General features: G+C 75.3%; 14 protein-coding genes. 8 read left to right on the forward strand and 6 right to left on the reverse strand.

Annotated elements, in window-relative coordinates; all coding sequences use genetic code 11:
• Positions 1-161 precede the first annotated feature (161 nt).
• The 5 genes from KGD84_RS02330 to KGD84_RS02350 all read left to right on the forward strand — a co-directional run bounded on the left by KGD84_RS02330 (position 162) and on the right by KGD84_RS02350 (position 8,779).
• Positions 162-2,024, forward strand: a complete 1,863-nt coding sequence (locus KGD84_RS02330) for a methylmalonyl-CoA mutase family protein (protein ID WP_220564482.1) — start codon at positions 162-164, stop codon at positions 2,022-2,024.
• A complete protein-coding gene (gene scpA / locus KGD84_RS02335; protein ID WP_220564483.1) occupies positions 2,021-4,231 on the forward strand; it encodes a methylmalonyl-CoA mutase in 2,211 nt (736 codons plus the stop codon). The genes KGD84_RS02330 and scpA overlap by 4 nt, the downstream gene beginning before the upstream one ends.
• A 100-nt stretch (positions 4,232-4,331) precedes the next feature.
• Positions 4,332-5,465: a methylmalonyl Co-A mutase-associated GTPase MeaB gene (meaB, locus tag KGD84_RS02340; protein WP_220564484.1), complete on the forward strand. Its 1,134-nt coding sequence runs from the start codon at positions 4,332-4,334 to the stop codon at positions 5,463-5,465.
• 273 nt (positions 5,466-5,738) lie between these two features.
• Entirely contained in the window at positions 5,739-6,107 is a 369-nt protein-coding gene (locus KGD84_RS02345) for an STAS domain-containing protein (RefSeq protein WP_220564485.1), read from the forward strand.
• 185 nt (positions 6,108-6,292) lie between these two features.
• The gene (locus KGD84_RS02350; RefSeq protein WP_220564486.1) at positions 6,293-8,779 is read left to right on the forward strand and encodes a PEP/pyruvate-binding domain-containing protein; all 2,487 of its coding nucleotides are present in this window, start codon (positions 6,293-6,295) and stop codon (positions 8,777-8,779) included.
• Between the two features lie 69 nt (positions 8,780-8,848).
• Here the strand turns inward: KGD84_RS02350 and KGD84_RS02355 are convergent, their stop codons facing one another.
• From KGD84_RS02355 to KGD84_RS02370, 4 genes are read right to left on the reverse strand one after another with little or no spacing between them, the layout of a single operon-like run.
• Positions 8,849-9,499 carry a hypothetical protein gene (locus tag KGD84_RS02355; protein ID WP_260697181.1) on the reverse strand — a complete coding sequence of 217 codons (651 nt, stop codon included), beginning with the start codon at positions 9,497-9,499 and terminating at the stop codon, positions 8,849-8,851.
• Between the two features lie 9 nt (positions 9,500-9,508).
• Positions 9,509-9,862, reverse strand: a complete 354-nt coding sequence (locus KGD84_RS02360) for a hypothetical protein (protein ID WP_220564488.1) — start codon at positions 9,860-9,862, stop codon at positions 9,509-9,511.
• Positions 9,859-10,278, reverse strand: coding sequence for a hypothetical protein (locus KGD84_RS02365; protein ID WP_220564489.1), 420 nt, complete (start codon positions 10,276-10,278; stop codon positions 9,859-9,861). Before KGD84_RS02365 ends, KGD84_RS02360 begins: the two co-directional genes overlap by 4 nt.
• Before the next feature lie 30 nt (positions 10,279-10,308).
• Positions 10,309-10,830, reverse strand: coding sequence for a hypothetical protein (locus tag KGD84_RS02370; RefSeq protein ID WP_220564490.1), 522 nt, complete (start codon positions 10,828-10,830; stop codon positions 10,309-10,311).
• 201 nt (positions 10,831-11,031) lie between these two features.
• Between KGD84_RS02370 and KGD84_RS02375 the strand changes: the two genes are divergently transcribed.
• Both KGD84_RS02375 and KGD84_RS02380 read left to right on the forward strand, forming a co-directional pair.
• Complete coding sequence (locus KGD84_RS02375; protein ID WP_220565470.1) at positions 11,032-12,018, forward strand: LacI family DNA-binding transcriptional regulator; 987 nt, start codon at positions 11,032-11,034, stop codon at positions 12,016-12,018.
• Between the two features lie 134 nt (positions 12,019-12,152).
• A complete protein-coding gene (locus KGD84_RS02380) occupies positions 12,153-14,144 on the forward strand; it encodes a glycoside hydrolase family 31 protein (protein WP_220564491.1) in 1,992 nt (663 codons plus the stop codon).
• A 256-nt stretch (positions 14,145-14,400) separates the two neighbouring features.
• Here the strand turns inward: KGD84_RS02380 and xylA are convergent, their stop codons facing one another.
• The gene (gene xylA, locus KGD84_RS02385; RefSeq protein WP_220564492.1) at positions 14,401-15,558 is read right to left on the reverse strand and encodes a xylose isomerase; all 1,158 of its coding nucleotides are present in this window, start codon (positions 15,556-15,558) and stop codon (positions 14,401-14,403) included.
• Positions 15,559-15,604: 46 nt separating this feature from the next.
• Complete coding sequence (locus KGD84_RS02390; protein WP_220564493.1) at positions 15,605-17,638, reverse strand: beta-galactosidase; 2,034 nt, start codon at positions 17,636-17,638, stop codon at positions 15,605-15,607.
• 84 nt (positions 17,639-17,722) lie between these two features.
• Here KGD84_RS02390 and KGD84_RS02395 point away from each other — a divergent pair, with 84 nt between their 5' ends.
• Entirely contained in the window at positions 17,723-20,026 is a 2,304-nt protein-coding gene (locus KGD84_RS02395; protein WP_220564494.1) for a glycosyl hydrolase family 95 catalytic domain-containing protein, read from the forward strand.
• The last annotated feature ends 1 nt before the right edge of the window (position 20,027 follow it).

The following is a 20,027-nucleotide window of genomic DNA, read 5'->3' on the forward strand; positions in this document are numbered from 1 at the left end:
GTTCCAGCGGTATAACGCCGGGCCCGCCCCGCCGGTTCACACGGGGCGGCGCCGCCCTCCGGTCATCGAATGCCCGGGCAACGGTCACGTCTGCGTCCGCACGTGCCCTGGGCCACACCCCGGCGCCCCGTCACCGAATCCCGTTCTCTACCATCCGGAGTATGGACGTCCAAGAGAGCGGCGCCGCCGGATCCGGCGCCCCCGACCTCGCCGAGGGTTTCCCGGTCGCCACCCCTGACCGGTGGCGGGAGCTGGTCGCCGGAGTACTGCGCAAGAGCGGCGTGCCCGAGGAGCGCCTCGCCGACCGCCCCGAGGCCGTGCTGGCCACCCGCACCTACGACGGCTTCGACATCGAGCCCCTGGCCACCTCCGAGCCGCCCGCCGCCGACCCCGGCCACCCCGGGCTGGCCCCCTTCACCCGCGGCTACCGGCCGGCGGCCGCCGGCGGCTGGGACGTGCGCGCCCGCTACCTGGAGTCCGACCCCGAGGTGCTGCGCCGCCGCGCCCACACCGACCTGATGAACGGCGTCTCCTCCCTGTGGATCGCCGTCGGCGACGGCCACCTGCCCGCCGACCGCCTGGGCGGCGCCCTGGCCGACGTCTACCTCGACCTCGCCCCCGTGGTCCTGGAGCCCGGCGCCGCCTACCGGGAGGCCGCCGACGCCCTGCTGCGCGTCCACGCCGACGCCGAGGTCCCCGACGCCCGGATCATCTCCCACCTGGGCATCGACCCCCTCACCGCGGCCGCCCGCGCCGGGGCCCGCCCCGACGTCATGGACGCCGCCCGGTTCGCGGCCGACCGCGCCCGGGACCGCCCGGGCCTGGGCCTGGTGACCGCCGACGCCACCCTCGTGCACAACGCGGGCGGCTCCGACGGCCAGAGCCTGGGCTGGGCCGTCGCCTCCGGGACCGCGCTGCTGCGCGCCCTGGCCGCCGCCGGGATGGACGTCGCCGACGCCGCCGGGCGCATCGAGTTCCGGATCGCGGTCAACGCCGACCAGTTCGCGGGCATCGCCGGGCTCCGCGCCCTCCGCGCCATGTGGAACCGGGTGCTGGAGGTCGGCGGCGTCCCCGCCCACCGCCGCGCCATGCGCGTCCACGCGGTCACCTCCGAGGCGATGCTGACCCGCCGCGACCCGCACGTGAACATGCTGCGCACCACCGTGGCCTGCTTCGCCGCCGGGGTCGGCGGGGCCGACGCCGTCACCGTCCTGCCCTACGACGCCGCGGTGGGCCTGTCCGACGACTTCGCCCGCCGGGTCGCCCGCAACACCCAGGCCCTCCTCATCGAGGAGTCGAACCTGGCCCGGGTGGCCGACCCCGCCGGCGGCTCCTTCCACGTGGAGGCGCTCACCCGCGACCTCTACCTGGCCGGATGGGCGTTCCTCCAGGAGATCGAGGCCTGCGGCGGCGCCGCCGAGGTCGTCGAGGACGGCTGGCTGCGCGAACGCGTCGACGGTGTCTGGGAGCGCCGCCGCGCCGACCTGGCGCACCGCCGCGCCCCGCTGACCGGGGTGAGCGAGTTCCCGAACCTCGCCGAGGAGCCGCTGGAGCGCGAACCCCTCCCCGAACACGAATCCTGGTTCCCGCTGCGCCGCTACGCGGGCGACTTCGAGGAGCTGCGCGACCGCGCGGACGCCGCCCCCGACCGGCCCACCGCCTTCCTGGCCACCCTGGGCCCGGTCGCCGCGCACACCGCCCGGGCCTCCTTCGCCGCCAACCTGCTGGCCGCGGGCGGGATCGCCGCCCACCAGCCCGGCCCCCTGGAGTCCGCCGACGACGCCGCGCGCGCCTTCGCGGAGTCCGGCCTGCGGGTGGCCGTGCTGTGCTCCTCCGAGAAGCTCTACGCCGAGCACGCCCCGTCCGTGGTCGCGGCACTGCGGGACGCGGGCGCCGAACGCGTCCTGCTGGCGGGCGCCCCGCGCGAACTCGGGGTGGACGCCTTCCTGCACCAGGGGGGCGACGCCGTCGCCCTCCTCACCGAACTCGTCGACCTGACGGCCCCGAAGGGGGAGGAAGCATGATCCCCGACCTGTCCACCGTGGCCCCCGGCGAGCCGGAGCCCTCCGGCGACGGCGCCGCCTGGGCCGCCGCCGTCGAGGCCGCCACCGGCAAGGCCCCCGACGCCCTGGAGTGGGAGACCCCCGAGGGCATCGCCGTCAAGCCGCTCTACACCCCGGCGGACCGCGCGGGCCTGGACTTCGTCGACGGCCTCCCCGGCATCCCGCCGTACCTGCGCGGCCCCTACCCGACCATGTACGTCAACCAGCCGTGGACCATCCGCCAGTACGCTGGCTTCTCCACGGCGGAGGAGTCCAACGCCTTCTACCGCCGCAACCTCGCGGCCGGGCAGAAGGGCCTGTCGGTCGCCTTCGACCTGGCCACCCACCGCGGCTACGACTCCGACCATCCGCGCGTGGCGGGCGACGTGGGCATGGCGGGCGTGGCCATCGACTCCATCTACGACATGCGCCAGCTGTTCGACGGCATCCCGCTGGACCGGATGAGCGTGTCCATGACCATGAACGGCGCGGTCCTGCCGGTCCTGGCGCTGTACATCGTCGCCGCCGAGGAGCAGGGCGTCCCGCCGGAGAAGCTGTCCGGGACCATCCAGAACGACATCCTCAAGGAGTTCATGGTCCGGAACACCTACATCTACCCGCCGCAGCCGTCGATGCGGATCATCTCCGACATCTTCGCCTACACCTCGCAGCGGATGCCGCGGTTCAACTCCATCTCCATCTCCGGCTACCACATGCAGGAGGCGGGGGCCACCGCCGACCTGGAGCTGGCGTACACGCTGGCCGACGGCGTGGAGTACATCCGCGCCGGGCAGCGCTCCGGCCTGGACGTGGACGTGTTCGCGCCGCGGCTGTCGTTCTTCTGGGCGATCGGCATGAACTTCTTCATGGAGGTCGCCAAGCTGCGCGCCGCCCGCCTGCTGTGGGCGCGGCTGGTCAGGGACCTGGGCGCGGTCCGGGACAAGTCGCTGAGCCTGCGCACCCACTCCCAGACCTCGGGCTGGTCGCTGACCGCCCAGGACGTGTTCAACAACGTGGCCCGCACCTGCGTGGAGGCGATGGCCGCCACCCAGGGCCACACCCAGTCGCTGCACACCAACGCCCTGGACGAGGCGCTGGCGCTGCCCACCGACTTCTCGGCGCGTATCGCCCGCAACACCCAGCTCCTCCTCCAGCAGGAGTCCGGCACCACCCGGTCGGTCGACCCGTGGGGCGGCAGCTACTACGTGGAGCGGCTCACGCAGGAGCTGGCGGCCAAGGCCTGGGGCCACATCACGGAGGTCGAGAAGGCGGGCGGCATGGCCGCGGCCATCGACGCGGGGCTGCCCAAGATGCGCATCGAGGAGGCGGCCGCCCGCACCCAGGCGCGCATCGACTCCGGGCGCCAGCCCGTCATCGGCGTCAACAAGTACCGGCCCGACAGCGAGCAGGCCATCGACGTCCTCAAGGTCGAGAACTCCAGGGTGCGCGCCAGCCAGCTCGACAAGCTGCGCCGCCTGCGCGCCGAACGCGACGAGAACGCGGTGCGCGCCGCCCTGGACGCCCTCACCGCGGCGGCCGGGCGCGAGTCCAGGGCCGACGCCGACCTCACCGGCAACCTGCTGGCGGCGGCCGTGGACGCGGCCCGCGCCAAGGCCACCGTCGGCGAGATCTCCGACGCGATGGAGAAGGTGTTCGGCCGCCACTCCGGTCAGATCCGTACCATCCAGGGTGTGTACCGGAACGAGGCGGCGGGCAGCGCGGACGCGGCGGATCTCATGGAGCGGGTGACCCGCCGGGTGGAGGAGTTCACCGAGGACGAGGGGCGCCGCCCCCGCATCCTGGTGGCGAAGATGGGCCAGGACGGCCACGACCGCGGCCAGAAGGTCATCGCGACGGCGTTCGCCGACCTGGGCTTCGACGTGGACGTGGGCCCGCTGTTCCAGACCCCGGAGGAGGTCGCCGTCCAGGCGGTCGAGGCCGACGTGCACGTGGTGGGGGTGTCGTCGCTGGCGGCGGGGCACCTCACGCTGGTGCCCGCGCTGCGGGAGGAGCTGGCGAAACTGGACCGCGAGGACATCATGATCGTGGTCGGCGGGGTCGTCCCCCCACAGGACTTCGACGCCCTGCGCGAGGCCGGGGCCGCGGCGATCTTCCCGCCGGGCACGGTCATCGCCGAGGCGGCCGTCGACCTGCTCGACCGGCTGGAGGCCCGGCTGGAGCAGGAGTGAGCGGCGCTCCTGGAGCAGGGCGCGCCGGCGGGGCCGCCCGGGCCGGCCGGAGTCGCGGGCGGCGTCCGGGGTACGACGGTCGGACGGGGACGCGGAACCGATGACAGACGAGGAGGCGGGCGTGCGGCGGACACGACCGCGCAGGCCGGTGGACGTGGCCGCGCTGGCCGAGGGGGTGCTGGCCGGGCACCGGCCCACCCTGGCGCGGGCGATCACCCTGGTGGAGTCGCGCCGCCCCGACCACGCCCGGGACGCCCAGGACCTGCTGGTGCGCCTGCTCCCGCACACCGGCGGCGCCCACCGGGTGGGCATCACCGGCGTGCCGGGGGTGGGCAAGTCCACGTTCATCGACGCGCTGGGCACCCGGCTGACGGGGGAGGGCCACCGGGTCGCGGTGCTGGCCGTGGACCCCTCCTCCACCCGCTCGGGCGGCAGCATCCTGGGCGACAAGACCCGGATGGCGCGCCTGGCGGTGGACCCGAACGCGTTCATCCGCCCCTCGCCGACCGCCGGGACCCTGGGCGGGGTGGCGCGGGCGACCCGGGAGACCATGCTGCTCATGGAGGCGGCCGGGTTCGACGTGGTACTGGTGGAGACCGTGGGGGTGGGCCAGTCCGAGGTGGCGGTCGCCGCGATGGTCGACTGCTTCCTGTTCCTCACCCTGGCCCGCACCGGCGACCAGCTCCAGGGCATCAAGAAGGGCGTGCTGGAGCTGGTGGACGTGGTCGCGGTCAACAAGGCCGACGGCCCGCACGCCGAGGACGCCCGCAAGGCGGCCCGGGAGCTGTCGCGGGCGCTGCGGCTGCTGCAGCCGGTCCACCCGCGGTGGCGGCCGCCGGTGCTCACGTGCAGCGGGCTCACCGGCGAGGGCCTGGGCGAGGTGTGGGACACCGTCCGCGAGCACCGCAAGGTGCTGGAGGACGACGGGGCGCTGGCCGAGCGGCGCAGCGGACAGCGGGTCAGCTGGATGTGGGACCGGGTCCGCGACCGCCTGATGGACGCGTTCCTGCGGCACCCGGAGGTGGCGGCGCGCATCCCGGAGCTGGAGCGGGAGGTGCGGTCGGGGGAGACCACGGCCACGCTCGCGGCCGACGGGCTCCTCTCGCTGTTCACCGAGAGTGATGCCGGAGGGGCGGCGGAACCGCCGGCGGAGCCCGGGGCGGGGGCCGCCGGGCGGTCCGCGGAGCCGGGCTCCGGGAGCTCCGGGAGTAATGGGTCTCATATCGTGAAATGACCTAGAGTCAACGGGCGATTTCGGGCAGGCCGCGGAGGGTTCGTGCCCCCGAGGCGAAAATTTCTTCCGAGATGCCATTCCCGAACGCCCGCGCGGCTTATACCGTGTGTGTCCAACGACTTACCGGACACGCGGACGCGCACGTTGCTTCCCTCCCCGGTCGGCCGGCCCTGTGGGAGTGGGGGCGGACCCGGTGGGCGCGGCCCGCGCGCCTGCGTATGGTTAAGCGAAGGGACCCCTCGCCTTCTCAACGTGGGGTCGGGAGGAGTGAACGTGCACAGGCTCGGACTGAGCACAAGGGTGGAAAGCCGCAGCGTCATCGTCGCGGTCGAGGGCGAGCTCGACATCGCGACCACCAACGACCTCCAGGAGCACGTCCGGTCCGCGATCGAAGACCACGGCCCGTGGCTGATCCTGGACATGTCGGGGCTCGACTTCATGGACTCGAGCGGCCTCAACGTCATCATCAACGCCTACCGCACCGTCCGCGAGCGGGACGGGGCGCTGGCGCTGGCGGCCCTCAACGAACGCGTCACCAAGGTCGTCCGCCTGGTCGGCCTGCACCGCCAGGTCCCCGTCCACCAGACGGTGGCCACCGCCGTCGCCGCCATGGAGGCGCTGGAGAAGCGCCAGGCCGGCTGACCCCGCACCGACAGCCGCACACCGACGGACCCGCACGGCCGGACGCCCCACGACGTCCGGTCGTGACGTCTGCCCGGCGTCCGTTCGGCAGGTCGCCGGTACGCGCCGCCCCGGCGGCGGTTGGCCGACCTCCCCGCGGGCACAAGGACCGGCAGGACACCACCGCGGAAGAGGGAGGTGGCGGAATGCCGGTTGTTCTGCCCCTGGAACGGATCGGCGCCGGTGACGGCGACCTGGCGGGCGGCAAGGCCGTGGGACTGGCCGGGGCGATCGCCGCCGGTGTGCGGGTCCCCGCGGGCCTCTGTGTCACCACCGAGGCCCACCGCGACGGCACCGTCCCCGCCGACGAGGTCGCCGCCGCCTACGAGGCCCTGGGCGGGGGACCGGTGGCGGTGCGCTCCAGCGCCACCGCCGAGGACCTGCCCGACGCCTCCTTCGCCGGGCAGCAGGACACCTACCTCGACGTCGAGGGGGCCGACGACCTGGTCACCGCCGTCCGCCGCTGCTGGGACTCCCTGTGGACGGACCGGGCGGTCGCCTACCGCCGCGACCGGGACATCGACGACGCGTCCGTCCACATGGCGGTGGTCGTCCAGCGCATGGTCCGGCCCCGGGCCGCCGGGGTGCTCTTCACCGCGAACCCGGTCACCGGCACCCGCGGCGAGACCGTCGTGGACGCCGTGCCCGGCCTGGGCACCGGCGTCGTGGACGGCAGCGCCGAGCCCGACCACTACACGGTCCGCCCCGACGGCGGCGTCACCGCCCCGGCCGACGGCTGCCTGTCGGTGGCCGAGGTGGAGGAGCTGCACGCGCTGGGACTGCGGCTCCAGGAGCACTTCGGGGCGCCGCAGGACGTGGAGTGGGCGATCGACGCCGACGGCGTCCTGTGGACCCTCCAGTCCAGGGCGGTCACCACGCTGTTCCCCCGGCCGCCGGAGCACCCGGACGGCCCGCGCGTGTACTTCGAGGGCGGCCACATGCAGGGCCTGCTGCGCCCCTGCACGCCCATGGGCATGTCCGGGCTCAAGGTCGCCGCCGCCGACTGGTTCCGGACGGTGGGGGTGCGGATCGACCCGTACGCGCGGACCGGCTTCCTCACCGAGATCGGCGGGCGCTTCTACCTCGACCTGACGCCCTTCGTCCGCAACCGGTGGATCCGCGGGACCCTGCCGGAGGCCGTGGAGCTGTACGGGCCGCGGGCCAGGGAGGCGGTCCGGTCCCTGCTGGACGACCCCCGGTTCGCCCCGCGCCGGATGCGGCTGCCCGGAGCGGGCGCGCTGCTCGGCGCGGTCCGCACCGCGGCCGGGGTGCTCCCGATGGCCGGCGGGCTCGCGGCCGGTACGGTCGCGGCGCTGCGGGACCCCGCCGCGGCCCGGGAGCGGATCCTGCGGGCGGGCGAGGAGGCGCGCCGGGCCGCGTCCCGCGGCCCCGGGCCCGAGGCCACCGCGCACGAGCGCCTGGAGTACGCCGAGCACGTCCAGGCACCCGTGCTGGCCGAGTTCATGACACCGATGCTGGGGCCGCTGTACGTCGGCATCCTCGCCGGGCGCATCCCCGAGGGGCTGCTGCGGGGCATCGCGACCCCGGCGGAGGTGGCCGCCGTCCTGCGGGGCATGCCCCACAACGTCACCACCACCATGGACCTGGAGCTGTGGGGTGTCGCGCGGGCCGCGGCCGCGCACCGGGAGGTCTTCGCCGACACCCCGCCGGAGCGGCTGGCGGAGCTGTACGCGTCCGGGGACCTGCCCGACATCGGCCTGGGCGCCTTCCTGGAGCGGTACGGCCACCGGGCGGCGGCCGAGGTCGACCTCGGCGTCCCCCGCTGGTCGGAGGACCCGGCGCCGCTGTTCGCCGCGATCGCCGGGTACCTGCGGGTGGACGACCGGGACCAGGCCCCGGACCGGAGGTTCGAGCGCGCGGCCGCGGAGGCCGAGCGCACGCGGGCCGGACTCGTGGCCCGTGCGCGCGCGAGCCGCCCGGTGCGCGCCCGGGTCGCCGACCTCCTCTTCGACCGGGCCCGCGCGCTCGGCGGGATGCGCGAGTACCCCAAGTTCGTGTGGCTGTACGCCATCGCGGCGAGCCGCCGGGAACTGCTCGCCGTGGGGGAGGAGCTCGTCGGGCAGGGGCGCCTGGAGCGCCCCGACGACATCATGTTCGTCGACTTCCGGGAGGCGCGGGACCTGCTGGACGGCGAGGACCTGCGCGGTGTGATCGCCGAGCGGAGGGGGTTCCACCGCCGCGAGCAGCGGCGCCGCCGGGTGCCGCCGGTCCTGCTGTCGGACGGCACCGACGTGGAGGTGACGCTGCCGCCCGATGCGGGGGCGGACGGGCCGGGGGTCCTGACCGGGGTGGCGGCCTCGCCGGGCGAGGCCACCGGGCGCGCCCGGGTGGTCCACGACCCGGCGGGCGCGTCGATCGAGCCGGGGGACATCCTCGTCGCCCCGACCACCGACCCCGGGTGGACGCCGCTGTTCATGACGGCGGGCGGTGTGGTCGTGGAGACCGGCTCGACGGTCGCGCACGGGCCGACCGTCGCCCGGGAGTACGGCATCCCCTGCGTGATCTGCGTCCCTGGGGTGACGGAGAAGGTGCCCGACGGAGCGGTGATCACCATCGACGGCTCCGCGGGGGTCATCCGTTTGGAGGGGGACCGGGAGGCCGCCGACACCTGACCCCGCGGGGGCGCGTACGCGTGCGGCGCGGCCGGGGACCGGCCGCGCCGCGGTGCGCTCACGGGGGGCTCAGTCGCCTCCTCCTCCTCCTCCTCCTCCTCCGCCGCCCCCGCCGTCACCGCCGCCTCCGCCGGAGTCGCCGCCGCCCCAGCCGCCGCCACCGGAGTCGCCCCCGAACAGGCCGCCCCAGAAGCCGCCGCCGGAGGAGCCCGAGGAGCCGTGGGAGGGCGCGGCACCGGGGTCGCCCGGCTGGCCGTGCGCGGGCGGGGCCCCGGGGCCGTCGGAGCGGTGCCCGTGGTCGCCCGCGTAGTGGGCCGGAGCGGCGGTGTCGGCGCCCGTCGGGACGTACCCGTCACCGCCGTGGCCGCCGCGGGCGGGGACCGGGCGCGCCGGGGTCCGGGCGCGCCACAGCGCCAGGACCAGGCAGAGCAGGGCGCCGGTCGTCAGCAGGCCGATCAGCACCCCCTGGACCAGGCCGATCAGGGGCAGGACCGCCAGCGGGTCGGTGACGGCGTGCGGGAACACCGCCCACACCACCTGGAAGAGGGCGGTGAACAGGCCGGTGCAGAGGAACAGCACGGCCGAGGTGCGGACCAGGCCGGGAGCGGCCGCGTTCCGGGCGCGGATCAGGGCGACGGCCGCGATCGCGAACAGCGGCAGGGAGAAGATCAGCGTGTTGGTCAGGATGCCGACGATGACGCCGGGGTCGCTCAAGGGCACGGTCGCCTCCTAACGGCGGGGGTACGGGTGGGGGGCGGGGTGCGCGGGGGCCTTCGTCACGGCGAGGACGAGGGTGAGGGCCCCGCCGGCGAACACCAGCGGGGGCACCGCGCCCAGCAGGCCCAGCACGGGGGCGTGGGCGAGCGGGAACGTCGGGGCGAAGAGGGTGAGGACCTGGTAGCCCCCCGTCAGGAGCCCGCCCACCGCGACCAGGACGCCGCCGACCATGGCGGTCGTCCGGCGGTCCGGGGCCAGGCGGGGTGCTGCGGCCATCGCCGCGACGCCCAGGGCGATCTCGACGAGTACGAACAGCAGCGAGGGCAGCAGGGACACCAGGGGTGTCAGGTCGGGTGCCGAGATCATCGGGGTCCTTCCGTGGAGGGGGCGGCGTTCGGCTGCCACCGGCCCGGGGCGGCGGGGGGAGCGGGGGGCGCGGGCGGACCCTGCGGCCCGTCCTTGAACTTCCGGGCGCTCAGCACCGCGACCAGCAGCAGGGCCAGGCCGCCCGCGCCGAGGGCGCCGCTGCCGAGGAAGACGGTCTCCATGACGCCGGGGCGGACGGGCAGGAAGCCGGGGTCGAAGAAGGGGTCGGGCGAGAGGAAGAACCTCAGGTAGATCTGCCAGCCGGTCGTGACCAGCCCGGACAGGATCAGCAGCACCCCGCCCGCGGCGGCGGCCCCCTTGCCGGAGGGGGCGCCGAAGGAGCGGATCAGGGCGATGGCGCCGACCACGACGGGCGGCAGACAGGCGAAGAGGAAGGTGGCGATGAGGCCGATCATGTCCGTGTCGTCTCCGGGTCTCGTGGGCGGTCAGCGGGGGGTGTGCGGGGGGCGCGGTCCGTCCTGGCCGGGGCCGCCCGGTCGGGGCCCGGGACCCTGCGGCCCGCCCTGCGGAGGGCCGGTCCGCGGTCCCGCGTGGGGTGCGGGCGCGCCCTGCGGCCCGCCCTGGTACGGCCCGGCCTGGTGCGCGCCCTGCGGGACCCCGTAGGGCGCGTGCTGCGCCGGGACGGCGCGGGGGCGCGGACGGCGCTTGGTCGCGGCGATGGCCACCAGCAGCAGGCCGGTCGCCCGGAGGAGGTCGGAGAGCCCCTCGAGCACGTCGAGGACGATGTTCGCGGTCCGCCCGCCGTTCAGGGCGCTCGCGGCCTCGTGGATCGAGCCGCCCCCGAGGATGAGCACCAGGGTGAGGCCCGAGCCCACCAGCAGCAGGCCGCCGCCGACGACGGTGAGCGCCCGCCGCCCGTAGGGGGCGGTGAACCCGATGACCAGGGCCGCGAGGCTCAGGAGCAGCGAGACCACGGGGAAGACGAGGAAGAGTGGATTGAAGCCCACGGTTCTCCTTCGGGAAGCGGGGTCCGGGGGACGGTCGCGAGGACGGGGCGGTTTCCCCGTGACCTGGTAGACGCCGGATCCGCCACCCCGGTTTCGCATGTCGGGGGGTCTCTACTCTGGTGCCCGGAACGGGCATTGCGCCAGGGTGGTGTCGTGCGTAACATCTCATCGAATCGCTTCGACAACGGACGGGACGGCACCGTGCGGATCTCCGATGTGGCCCGGCACGCCGGTGTGTCGCCCAGCACGGTCTCCTATGTCCTCAGCGGGAAGCGCTCGATCTCCGAGACCACCCGCCGCCGGGTGCTCGACAGCATCGACGCCCTGGGCTACCGCCCGCACGCGGGCGCCCGGTCCCTGGCCAGCCGCCGCAGCAACGTCCTGGCGCTGGTCGTCCCCCTGCGCGAGGACGTGCACGTCCCCGTCGCGATGCGGTTCGCGGTCTCGGTGGTCACCGCCGCCCGCGCCCACGACCACGACGTCCTCCTGCTCACCCAGGGGGAGGGCCCGGCGGGCCTGCACCGGGTGGCGGGCAGCGCCATGGTGGACGGGATCGTCGTCATGGACGTGGAGACCGACGACGCCCGCGTCCCCGTGCTGCGCTCCCTGGACCTGCCCTCGGTCCTCATCGGCGTCCCCGCCGACACCGAGGGCCTGACCTGCGTCGACCTGGACTTCGCGGCGGCGGGCGCCGCCTGCGTGCACCACCTGGCCGACCTGGGGCACCGCGACATCGCCTTCGTCGGCCAGCCCGCCTCGGTGTACGAGCGCCGCACCGGGTTCGCCGAGCGCACCCTCACCGGGTTCGAGGCCGCCGCCCTCGAACGCGGCGTCCGGGCCACCTCCCACCCCTGCGACCCGGCGGGCGCCCGGGAGCTGGTGGCCGGACTGGTCCGGGACCGGCCCGGGCTCACCGGCCTCATCGTCCACAACGAGGCCTCGCTCGCCCCGCTGCTGGACGCTTTCGCCGACCACGGCCGGGTGCCGCCGGAGATCTCCGTGGTCGCCCTGGGGTCGCTGCCGCCGGGGGCGCCGGACCTGACCCGGGTGGAGCTGCCCGCCGAGGAGCTGGGCGCCCGCGCGGTGTCCCTGCTCATGGACCTGATCGACGACCCCGGACGGGCCGAGGTCACCCTGCTGGAGCCGCGGGTCGTCCCGGGCCGGAGCACGGCACCGCCGACGGGCTGACCCCGCCGGGCGCGGGCCGTCCGGCGTTCCGCCGCACGTGTCGTCGAAGCGCTTCGACTGACACGTGCACGAACACACACCGATCGTGACCGCGCCGACCGTGCGGTCCCACCCCCCGACCGGAAGGACGAGACATGTTCAACGAGATCGAGGACGGCGTCGAGTGGCGGGGCGGCCACCAGGTCGTCCGGGTCCGGGCCTGGGGCGCCGACGGCCTGCGCGTCCAGGCCGGGCTGTCCGTCCTGCGGGAGGACCTGCCCGGCGCGCTGGACGCGCCCCCGCCCACCGGTGACGCCCCCCGGCCGACCCTGGACGGCGACCGGGCGCTGCTGGTCAACGGCGCGATCGCCGCCGAGATCGACGCCTCCGGCATGCTCCGCTTCCTGCGGGTGGAGGACGGGGTGCCCGGCGAGGAGCTGCTCGCCGAGGAGCGCGCCCACTTCTGGTGGCCGGGCCCGCGCGTGTACTCCTCCACCGGCAACGGCTACTACCGGATCGAGCAGCGGTTCCGTGCCTACGACGGGGAGCGCCTGTACGGGCTGGGCCAGCACACCCACGGCCTGTTCGACCACAAAGGCGCGGTGGTGGACCTGGTGCAGCGCAACGCGGAGGTGACCGTCCCCTTCGTCGTCTCCTCCCGCGGCTACGGGCTGCTGTGGAACAGCCCGGCGGTGGGCCGGGTGGAGTTCGCCGCCAACGGCACCCGGTGGGCGGCCGACAGCGCCCGCCAGATCGACTACTGGATCACGGCCGGGCCCGAGCCGGCGGCGGTCCTGGAGCGCTACGCCGACGCCACCGGCCACACCCCGATGCTCCCGGAGTTCGCCTCCGGGTTCTGGCAGTGCAAGCTGCGCTACCGCACCCAGGAGGAGCTGCTGGAGGTCGCCCGGGGGTACCGCGACCGGGGGCTCCCGCTGTCGGTCATCGTCGCGGACTTCTTCCACTGGACCCACCTGGGCGACTGGAGGTTCGACCCGGCCGAGTGGCCCGACCCCGCGGCGATGGTCGAGGAGCTGCGGGAGATGGGGGTGGAGCTGATGGTGTCGGTGTGGCCGTCGGTGAGCCCGCTCAGCGAGAACTACAAGCCGATGCTGGCGGCCGGTCACCTGGTGGCCACCGAGCAGGGGCCGCCGGTGCACGCCGACTGGGCCGACAAGGGCGTGGACGCCCACGTGCAGGTGTCGTTCTACGACCCCACCAAGCCGGAGGCCCGCGCCTACCTGTGGGAGCGGATCCGCGAGAACTACCACTCCCTCGGCATCCGGGTGTGGTGGCTGGACGCCTGTGAACCCGAGCTCAAGCCCGGCCACCCCGGCAACCTGCGCTACCACGCGGGCCCGGGCGCCGAGGTCGGCAACATCTACCCCCGCGAGCACGCCCGCGCCTTCCACGAGGGGATGCTCGCCGCGGGCGAGGAGGAGGTGATCACCCTGTGCCGCTCGGCCTGGGCGGGCTCCCAGCGGTACGGGGCGGCCCTGTGGTCGGGGGACATCGCCCCGACCTTCGCGTCCCTGCGGGCCCAGGTCCGCGCCGGGCTGAACGTGGCGATGTCGGGGATCCCCTGGTGGACCACGGACGTCGGCGGGTTCCACGGCGGCGACCAGGACGACCCGGAGTACCGGGAGCTGCTGGTGCGCTGGTTCCAGTACGGGGTGTTCTGCCCGCTGCTGCGGCTGCACGGGTACCGCGAGCCCTTCTCGCACGCCCTGTACCCGGAGATGACGGGCGGCCCCAACGAGGTGTGGTCCTACGGGGAGGAGGTGTACGGGCGGCTGCGGGAGCTGCTGTTCCTGCGCGAGCGGCTGCGCCCCTACGTCATGGAGCAGATGCGCGTCGCCCACGAGCGCGGGCTGCCGCCGATGCGCCCGCTCTTCGTCGACCACCCCGGCGACCCGCGCGCCTGGGAGGTCGGCGACGCCTTCCTGTTCGGCCCGGACCTGCTGGTCGCCCCGGTCACCGAGTACGGGGCCCGCTCGCGGCGCGTGTACCTGCCGCAGGGCACCGACTGGACGGATCCCTGGACGGGGGAGACGCACCCGGGCGGCGCGGAGATCGTCCTGGACGCCCCGCTGGACCGGGCCCCGGTCCTGGTCCGGAAGGGGGCCAAGGTGCCGATCACCGGGTGACCGCCGTCACGTCCGCGCAGGAATTTCCGGCGGGGGTCCCTCGTTGCACCCCGTGTGGGACGGTGCGGTAGAAAGTGTCCCCCGGGCTCAACCGAAGCCTTCACGGAATACCGCGCCCTCGGGCGGCCTCGGAGCCGTGTTGTGCACTCCGCCGTGAGGCGACCGCCGCACCGTCCCGCACAGACGGGGGACGGCCCCGCCGGGCACACGCCCGGCGGGGCCGTCGTCGTTTCCGGGCCGGTCCGCCGGCCCCGGCTCAGCGCACGCCCAGCAGGTGCTCCAGGGCGAGCTGGTCCAGCCGCTCGAAGTGGTAGCCGCGCCCGCCGGCCGCGTCCGCGTCGAACTCCTCGGCCAGCAGTTCCGCCAGGCTCTCGCCCTCGCCCAGCGTGGGCACCGCCAGCTCCGGCACCCGCGACTCCTCCAGGGCCCGGCGGACCTCGGGGTCGGCGCGGAACGCGGCGGCCTTCTCCTTGAGGATCAGGTAGTTGCGCATGCACGCCTCGGCGGACACCCACACGCCGCTCATGTCCTCGGTGCGCGGCGGCTTGAAGTCGAAGTGCCGCGGCCCGGTGTACCCGGCGCCCTCCAGCAGGTCGACCAGGAAGAACGCCTCCTTGACGTCGCCCGCGCCGAACCGCAGGTCCTGGTCGTACTTGACCCCGCGCTGGCCGTTGAGGTCGATGTGGAACAGCTTGCCCGCCCACAGCGCCTGGGCGACCCCGTGCGCGAAGTTCAGCCCGGCCATCTGCTCGTGCCCGACCTCCGGGTTGACCCCCACCATCTCGGGGTGCTCCAGCGAGTTGATGAACGCCAGGGCGTGGCCCACGGTGGGCAGCAGCACGTCGCCGCGCGGCTCGTTGGGCTTGGGCTCGATGGCGAACCGCAGGTCGTAGCCCTGCTCGCGCACGTACCCGCAGAGGATGTCGAACGCCTCGCGCAGCCGGTCCAGCGCGGCGGCGTCGTCCTTGCCCGCCTCGGTCTCGGCGCCGTCCTGGCCGCCCCAGCACACGTACGTGGTGGCGCCCAGGGACGCCGCCAGGTCGATGTTGCGCACGACCTTGCGGATGGCGTGGCGGCGCACGTCGCGGCTGTTGGAGGTGAACCCGCCGTCGCGGAACACCGGGTGGGTGAACAGGTTGGTGGTGACCATGGGCACGGCCAGGCCGGTCTCGTCCAGGGCCCCCCGGAACCGCTTGAGGACCGCCTCGCGCTCGGCGGGTCCGCTGCCGGGCGGGATCAGGTCGTCGTCGTGGAACGTGATGCCGTAGGCGCCCAGCTCCGCGAGCCGGTGCACGGCCTCGACGGGGTCGAGCTCGGGCCGCACGGCGTCGCCGAAGGTGTTGACGCCGCGCCAGCCCACGGTCCACAGCCCGAAGGTGAACCGGTCCTCGGGCGTCGGTCGGTACGCGGTCATGGGAAGCCTCCTGGGGTCGGGGACCTCAGTTTGTCTAGGGTCACAACTAATTGTCAACGGGGTGCCCGCGCAGCACCGCCACACCCCCTCCGGGCAGGTGCATGCCCTCGGCGGACGCCTTGGACACCAGGTCCACCGCGCCGGCGCCCAGCCCCAGCCGGGCCGGGTCGATCCGCACCGACCGGTGCCCGTGGTTGGTGAGGAACACCCACGCCCCCTCCGGCCCCACCCGGCGCACCACGTCCAGCCCCTCCTCGGGGAAGGAGCCCTGCCCGGCGGCCTCGGTGATCACCCGGCCCAGCCCCCGGTCGTTGAGGTGCGCGGACACGTACCAGGCCTCGCCCGCCCCGTACCGGCGCCGCGTCACCGCGGGCAGCCCGTCCAGCGCCCCGCCCGCGTAGGGCGCGACCGTCTCGGCGCCCTCCAGGTGCACGTGCTCGCTCCACAGGGTCACCTCCTCGCGGACCATCCCCACGTCCACCCCGGCCTTCTCGCCCTCGGCCATCGGGTGGAACTCCTCCACCCGCACGCCCAGCAGGTCGCGCAGCATGCCGGGGTGGCCGCCGGTGCGCACCGTCCCGGTGGGGTCGGCGATGCCGCTCAGGTACGTGACCACCAGCGTTCCGCCGTACTCGGTGTAGCGGGCCAGCCGCTCGGCTGCCTGCTCGGACAGCAGGTACAGGGACGGCACCACCAGCAGCGGCACCCGGGGCAGGTCCCGGTCCGGGCGCACGAAGTCCACCGTGCGCCCCGACCGCCACAGCACCCGGTGCACCTGGCGTACCGCCTCCAGGTAGTCGACCCGGTCCGACGGCAGGGTGGTGGCCCGCATCGCCCACCAGCTCTCCGGGTCCCAGGTGACCGCCGCGTCGGCGACCACGTCCGCCCCGGCGGTCTCGGAGATGCGCCCCAGCACGTCGCCCAGCTCGCACACCTCCCGGAAGATCCGCGAGTCCGGGCCGGCGTGCGGCACCATGCCCGAGTACCACTGCTCGGCGCCGCCCCGGGAGGCCCGCCACTGGAAGAACATCGCCCCCCGCGACCCCCGCGCGACGTGCGCCAGGCTGTGCCGGGCGATCTCCCCGGGCGCCTTGGGGCGGATGAGCCCCTTCTCGTAGACCACCCCGGCCGCCTGCTCCATCAGCAGCCACGGCCGGCCGCCCCCGGGGACCCGGTCGGCCCAGGAGCGGGCCAGGTCCCCGGCGAACGCGGTCTGCTCGTCCCCGCCCTCCCCGGCCCGGTCCGGGTAGTCGTCCACCGACACCAGGTCGACGTGCTCGGCCCACCGCCACGGGTCCACCGGCACCCAGTCGCCGAACGCCAGGTTGGTGGTGACCGGCACGTCCGGGGAGGCGGCCCGCAGCACGTCGCGCTGGTCCAGGAAGTGGTCGAGCATCTCGTCGGACAGGAACCGCCGGAAGTCCAGCACGTGCGCCGGGTTGGCCAGGTACTGCGTGGCGCGGGGCGGCAGCACCTCGTCCCAGGAGCCGTACCGCTGGCCCCAGAACTCGGTGGTCCACGCCCGGTTCAGCGCGTCCAGGGTGTCGTGGCGGCGGCGCAGCCAGTCCCGGAACGCGCGGGCGCCGTGCTCGGAGTAGGTCCACGTCCCGTACTCGTTGTGCACGTGCCACATGGCCAGCGCCGGGTGGTGGGCGTAGCGCTCGGCCAGCGCCCGCACGATCCGCACCGAGGCCCGCCGGTAGTCGGGGGAGCACACGTCGTAGGTGTCGCGGCTGCCGTGGGTGAGCCGGACCCCGTCGGCGTTCACGGGCAGGGCGTCGGGGTGGGCCAGCGAGAACCACGGCGGCGGCGACGCGGTGGGGGTGGCCAGCGCCACCTGGACGCCCGCCCCGTGCAGCCGGTCCAGGACCCGGTCCAGCCAAGCGAAGTCGTACTCGCCCTCGCGCGGCTCCAGCCGCGACCAGGCGAACACCCCGACGGTGACCAGGTTGACGCCCGCGCGCCGCATGAGGTCGACGTCCTCGGCGGCCGTCTCCTCCGGCCACTGCTCGGGGTTGTGGTCTCCGCCGAACCACAGCCTCCGGTGGGACAGGACGTGCGGCGGGGTCTGGGCGGCCATGTGGGGGACTCCTTAGGTTGGGCGGACGAACGAAGTATGGCGAGAACCCCCCGCCCTTGGCACCCCCCACCTCCCGGGAGCGACATGTCCCACCCCCGTACGGCCCCCCGCCGCGGCGTCCGAACCCGCCACCCCGCCTCCTCCTGGGAGGACGCCCTGGTCACCGGGGGCGGGCGGGTCGGCGCGCTGGTCCACTCCACCGCCGGCCTGGTCCGCCTCACCCTGGGCCACGAACGCCTCTTCCTGCCGTCCGCCGACGCCCTGCCCGCCCCGGAGACCGCGCGTGTCCTGCCGGAGCTGCGCGCCCTGCTCCTGGCGGGCCGCTCCCGGGAGGCCGCCGAGCGGATCGCCGGGTTCGCGGCCGCCGAGGACCCCGGGTACGCCGAGACCCGGTGGATCGACCCGCTGGTCCCCGCGGCCGTGCTCTCGTTCGCCCCCCGCTCCCCGGCTCCGGGCGACCCGCTGCGGGAGTGCGACTTCGCCACCGGCGTGGTCGCCGAGACCCTGCCGGACGGGACCCGGCACCGGGCGGTGGCCTCCCGGGCGGACGCGGTGGTCGCCGTGGAGCTGACCCGGGCCGCGGGGCTGGACGGGACGCTGCGCCTGGACCCGCCGCAGGGCCCGCCGCCGGTGCGGATGGCCGTGGAGCCCGCCGCGGCCCCGGGCCTGCTGCGGCTGGCCGTCCGCTTCCCGGACCGCCCGGCCGGGGCGCCGGCCGCCGCGCCCGCCGGGTACACGGTCGAGTGCGCGCTCACCGCGGCCGGCGGTACGGTCCGGCCGGTCCCCGGCGGCCTGGAGCTGCGCGGGGTCCGGCGCCTGGAGGCCGTCGTCCGGATCACCGTCGACCCGCCCGGGGACACCCCGGCGGCCCCGCCCGCCCCGCCCGGGGACACCGGGTTCGACCGGGTCCTGGCCCGGCACGCGCCGCTGCACGGCCGCCTCATGGACCGGTTCCGCATCGGGCTGGACGGCCCGCCCGCCGAGGGGACCGCCCCGGCGCACCTGGCCCGGCTGGTGGACGCCGGGCGGTACGCGATCGTGTCGAGCTGCGGCGACCTGCCGCCCACCCTCCAGGGGGTGTGGAGCGGCACCTACGACCCGCCCTGGCGGTCCGGCTACACCTTCAACGGCAACCTGTTCTCCGCGGTGGCCGCCCTGCACGCCACCGGCACCCCCGAGCTGATGACCCCGGTGTTCGACCTGCTGGAGGGCATGCTCGGCGACCTGCGCGAGAACGCCCGCCGCCTGTACGGCTGCCGGGGGATCCTGGTGCCCGCGCACGCCTCCACCTCCGGCCGCCACCAGCACTTCGGCCCGGTGTGGTGCCTGACCTGCTGGACCGCCGGGGCCGCCTGGGCGGGGCGGCTGTACTGGGACCACTACGCCCACACCCGCGACCGGGCCTTCCTGCGCGACCGGGCACTGCCCTTCCTCACCGAGGCGGCCCTGTTCCACGAGGACTTCCTCACCGCCGACGGGTTCGTGCCGTCGTACTCGCCGGAGAACACCCCCGCCGGAGCGGGCGGCCAGGCCTGCGTCAACGCCACCATGGACGTCGCCGCCGTCCGCGACCTGTGCCGCAACCTCATGCGCGCGCACCGGGTCCTGGGCCTGCCCGGCGGGCGGCGGTGGGCCGCCCTGGCCGCCCGCCTGCCCGCGTACCGGGTCGCGCCCGGCGGGGAGCTCGCCGAGTGGGCGGGCCCGGCCGGGCCGCTGGAGCAGGCCGAGGAGCACGCCCACCGGCACGCCTCCCACCTGTACCCGCTCTGGTACGAGCCGGACCCGGCCCTCGCCGCGCCCCGCCTGCGGGCGGCCGCCGCGGCGGCGGTGCGCGCCCGCCTGGACTGGTGGCGGGGCGAGGAGTCCGACGAGATGGCGTTCGGGCTGGTCCAGCTCGGCCTGGCGGCGGCCCGGCTGGGGGAGGCGGAGCAGGCGCACGCGGCCCTGGGGATGCTGGCCTCCCGCTACTGGCGGCCCACCCTGACCCCGACCCACAACCGGGGGGAGCTGTTCAACGTGGACATCGGCGGCGGCCTCCCCGCGGTCGTCGCCGCGATGCTGCTCGGCTCCACCGAGGGCCGCGCCGACCTGCTGCCCGCGCTGCCGGGGACGTGGACCGCGGGCCGGGTGGAGGGGCTGCGCGGCCGGGGCGGGCTCGTCGTCGACGTCCTGGAGTGGGAGCGGGGGCGGGCGCACGCCCGGCTGCGGTCGGCGGAGCCCCGGAGCCTGGTGGTCGCGTTCCCGGACGGGACCCGGAGCCGGGTGGACTGCGGTCCCCGGCAGGCCATTTCGCTGCGATTTCAGACTTTCCTCCATGCCCGCAGTCGAAGCGCTTCGAAAAGTTGCCCCGACCCCTCTTGCCGGGCACCCGAAGGGTATTCACACTGAT

It is taken from the genome of Nocardiopsis changdeensis, assembly GCF_018316655.1.
Taxonomy (GTDB): domain Bacteria; phylum Actinomycetota; class Actinomycetes; order Streptosporangiales; family Streptosporangiaceae; genus Nocardiopsis; species Nocardiopsis changdeensis.

Excerpts from the sequence above, each read along its gene's own strand:
- scpA (WP_220564483.1), top strand. The coding sequence starts at position 2,021 with ATGATCCCCGACCTGTCCACCGTGGCCCCCGGCGAGCCGGAGCCCTCC.
- xylA (WP_220564492.1), bottom strand. The coding sequence starts at position 15,558 with ATGACCGCGTACCGACCGACGCCCGAGGACCGGTTCACCTTCGGGCTG.
- KGD84_RS02365 (WP_220564489.1), bottom strand. The coding sequence starts at position 10,278 with ATGATCGGCCTCATCGCCACCTTCCTCTTCGCCTGTCTGCCGCCCGTC.
- KGD84_RS02350 (WP_220564486.1), top strand. The coding sequence starts at position 6,293 with ATGCCGGTTGTTCTGCCCCTGGAACGGATCGGCGCCGGTGACGGCGAC.
- meaB (WP_220564484.1), top strand. The coding sequence starts at position 4,332 with ATGACAGACGAGGAGGCGGGCGTGCGGCGGACACGACCGCGCAGGCCG.
- KGD84_RS02390 (WP_220564493.1), bottom strand. The coding sequence starts at position 17,638 with ATGGCCGCCCAGACCCCGCCGCACGTCCTGTCCCACCGGAGGCTGTGG.
- KGD84_RS02380 (WP_220564491.1), top strand. The coding sequence starts at position 12,153 with ATGTTCAACGAGATCGAGGACGGCGTCGAGTGGCGGGGCGGCCACCAG.
- KGD84_RS02360 (WP_220564488.1), bottom strand. The coding sequence starts at position 9,862 with ATGATCTCGGCACCCGACCTGACACCCCTGGTGTCCCTGCTGCCCTCG.
- KGD84_RS02330 (WP_220564482.1), top strand. The coding sequence starts at position 162 with ATGGACGTCCAAGAGAGCGGCGCCGCCGGATCCGGCGCCCCCGACCTC.
- KGD84_RS02395 (WP_220564494.1), top strand. The coding sequence starts at position 17,723 with ATGTCCCACCCCCGTACGGCCCCCCGCCGCGGCGTCCGAACCCGCCAC.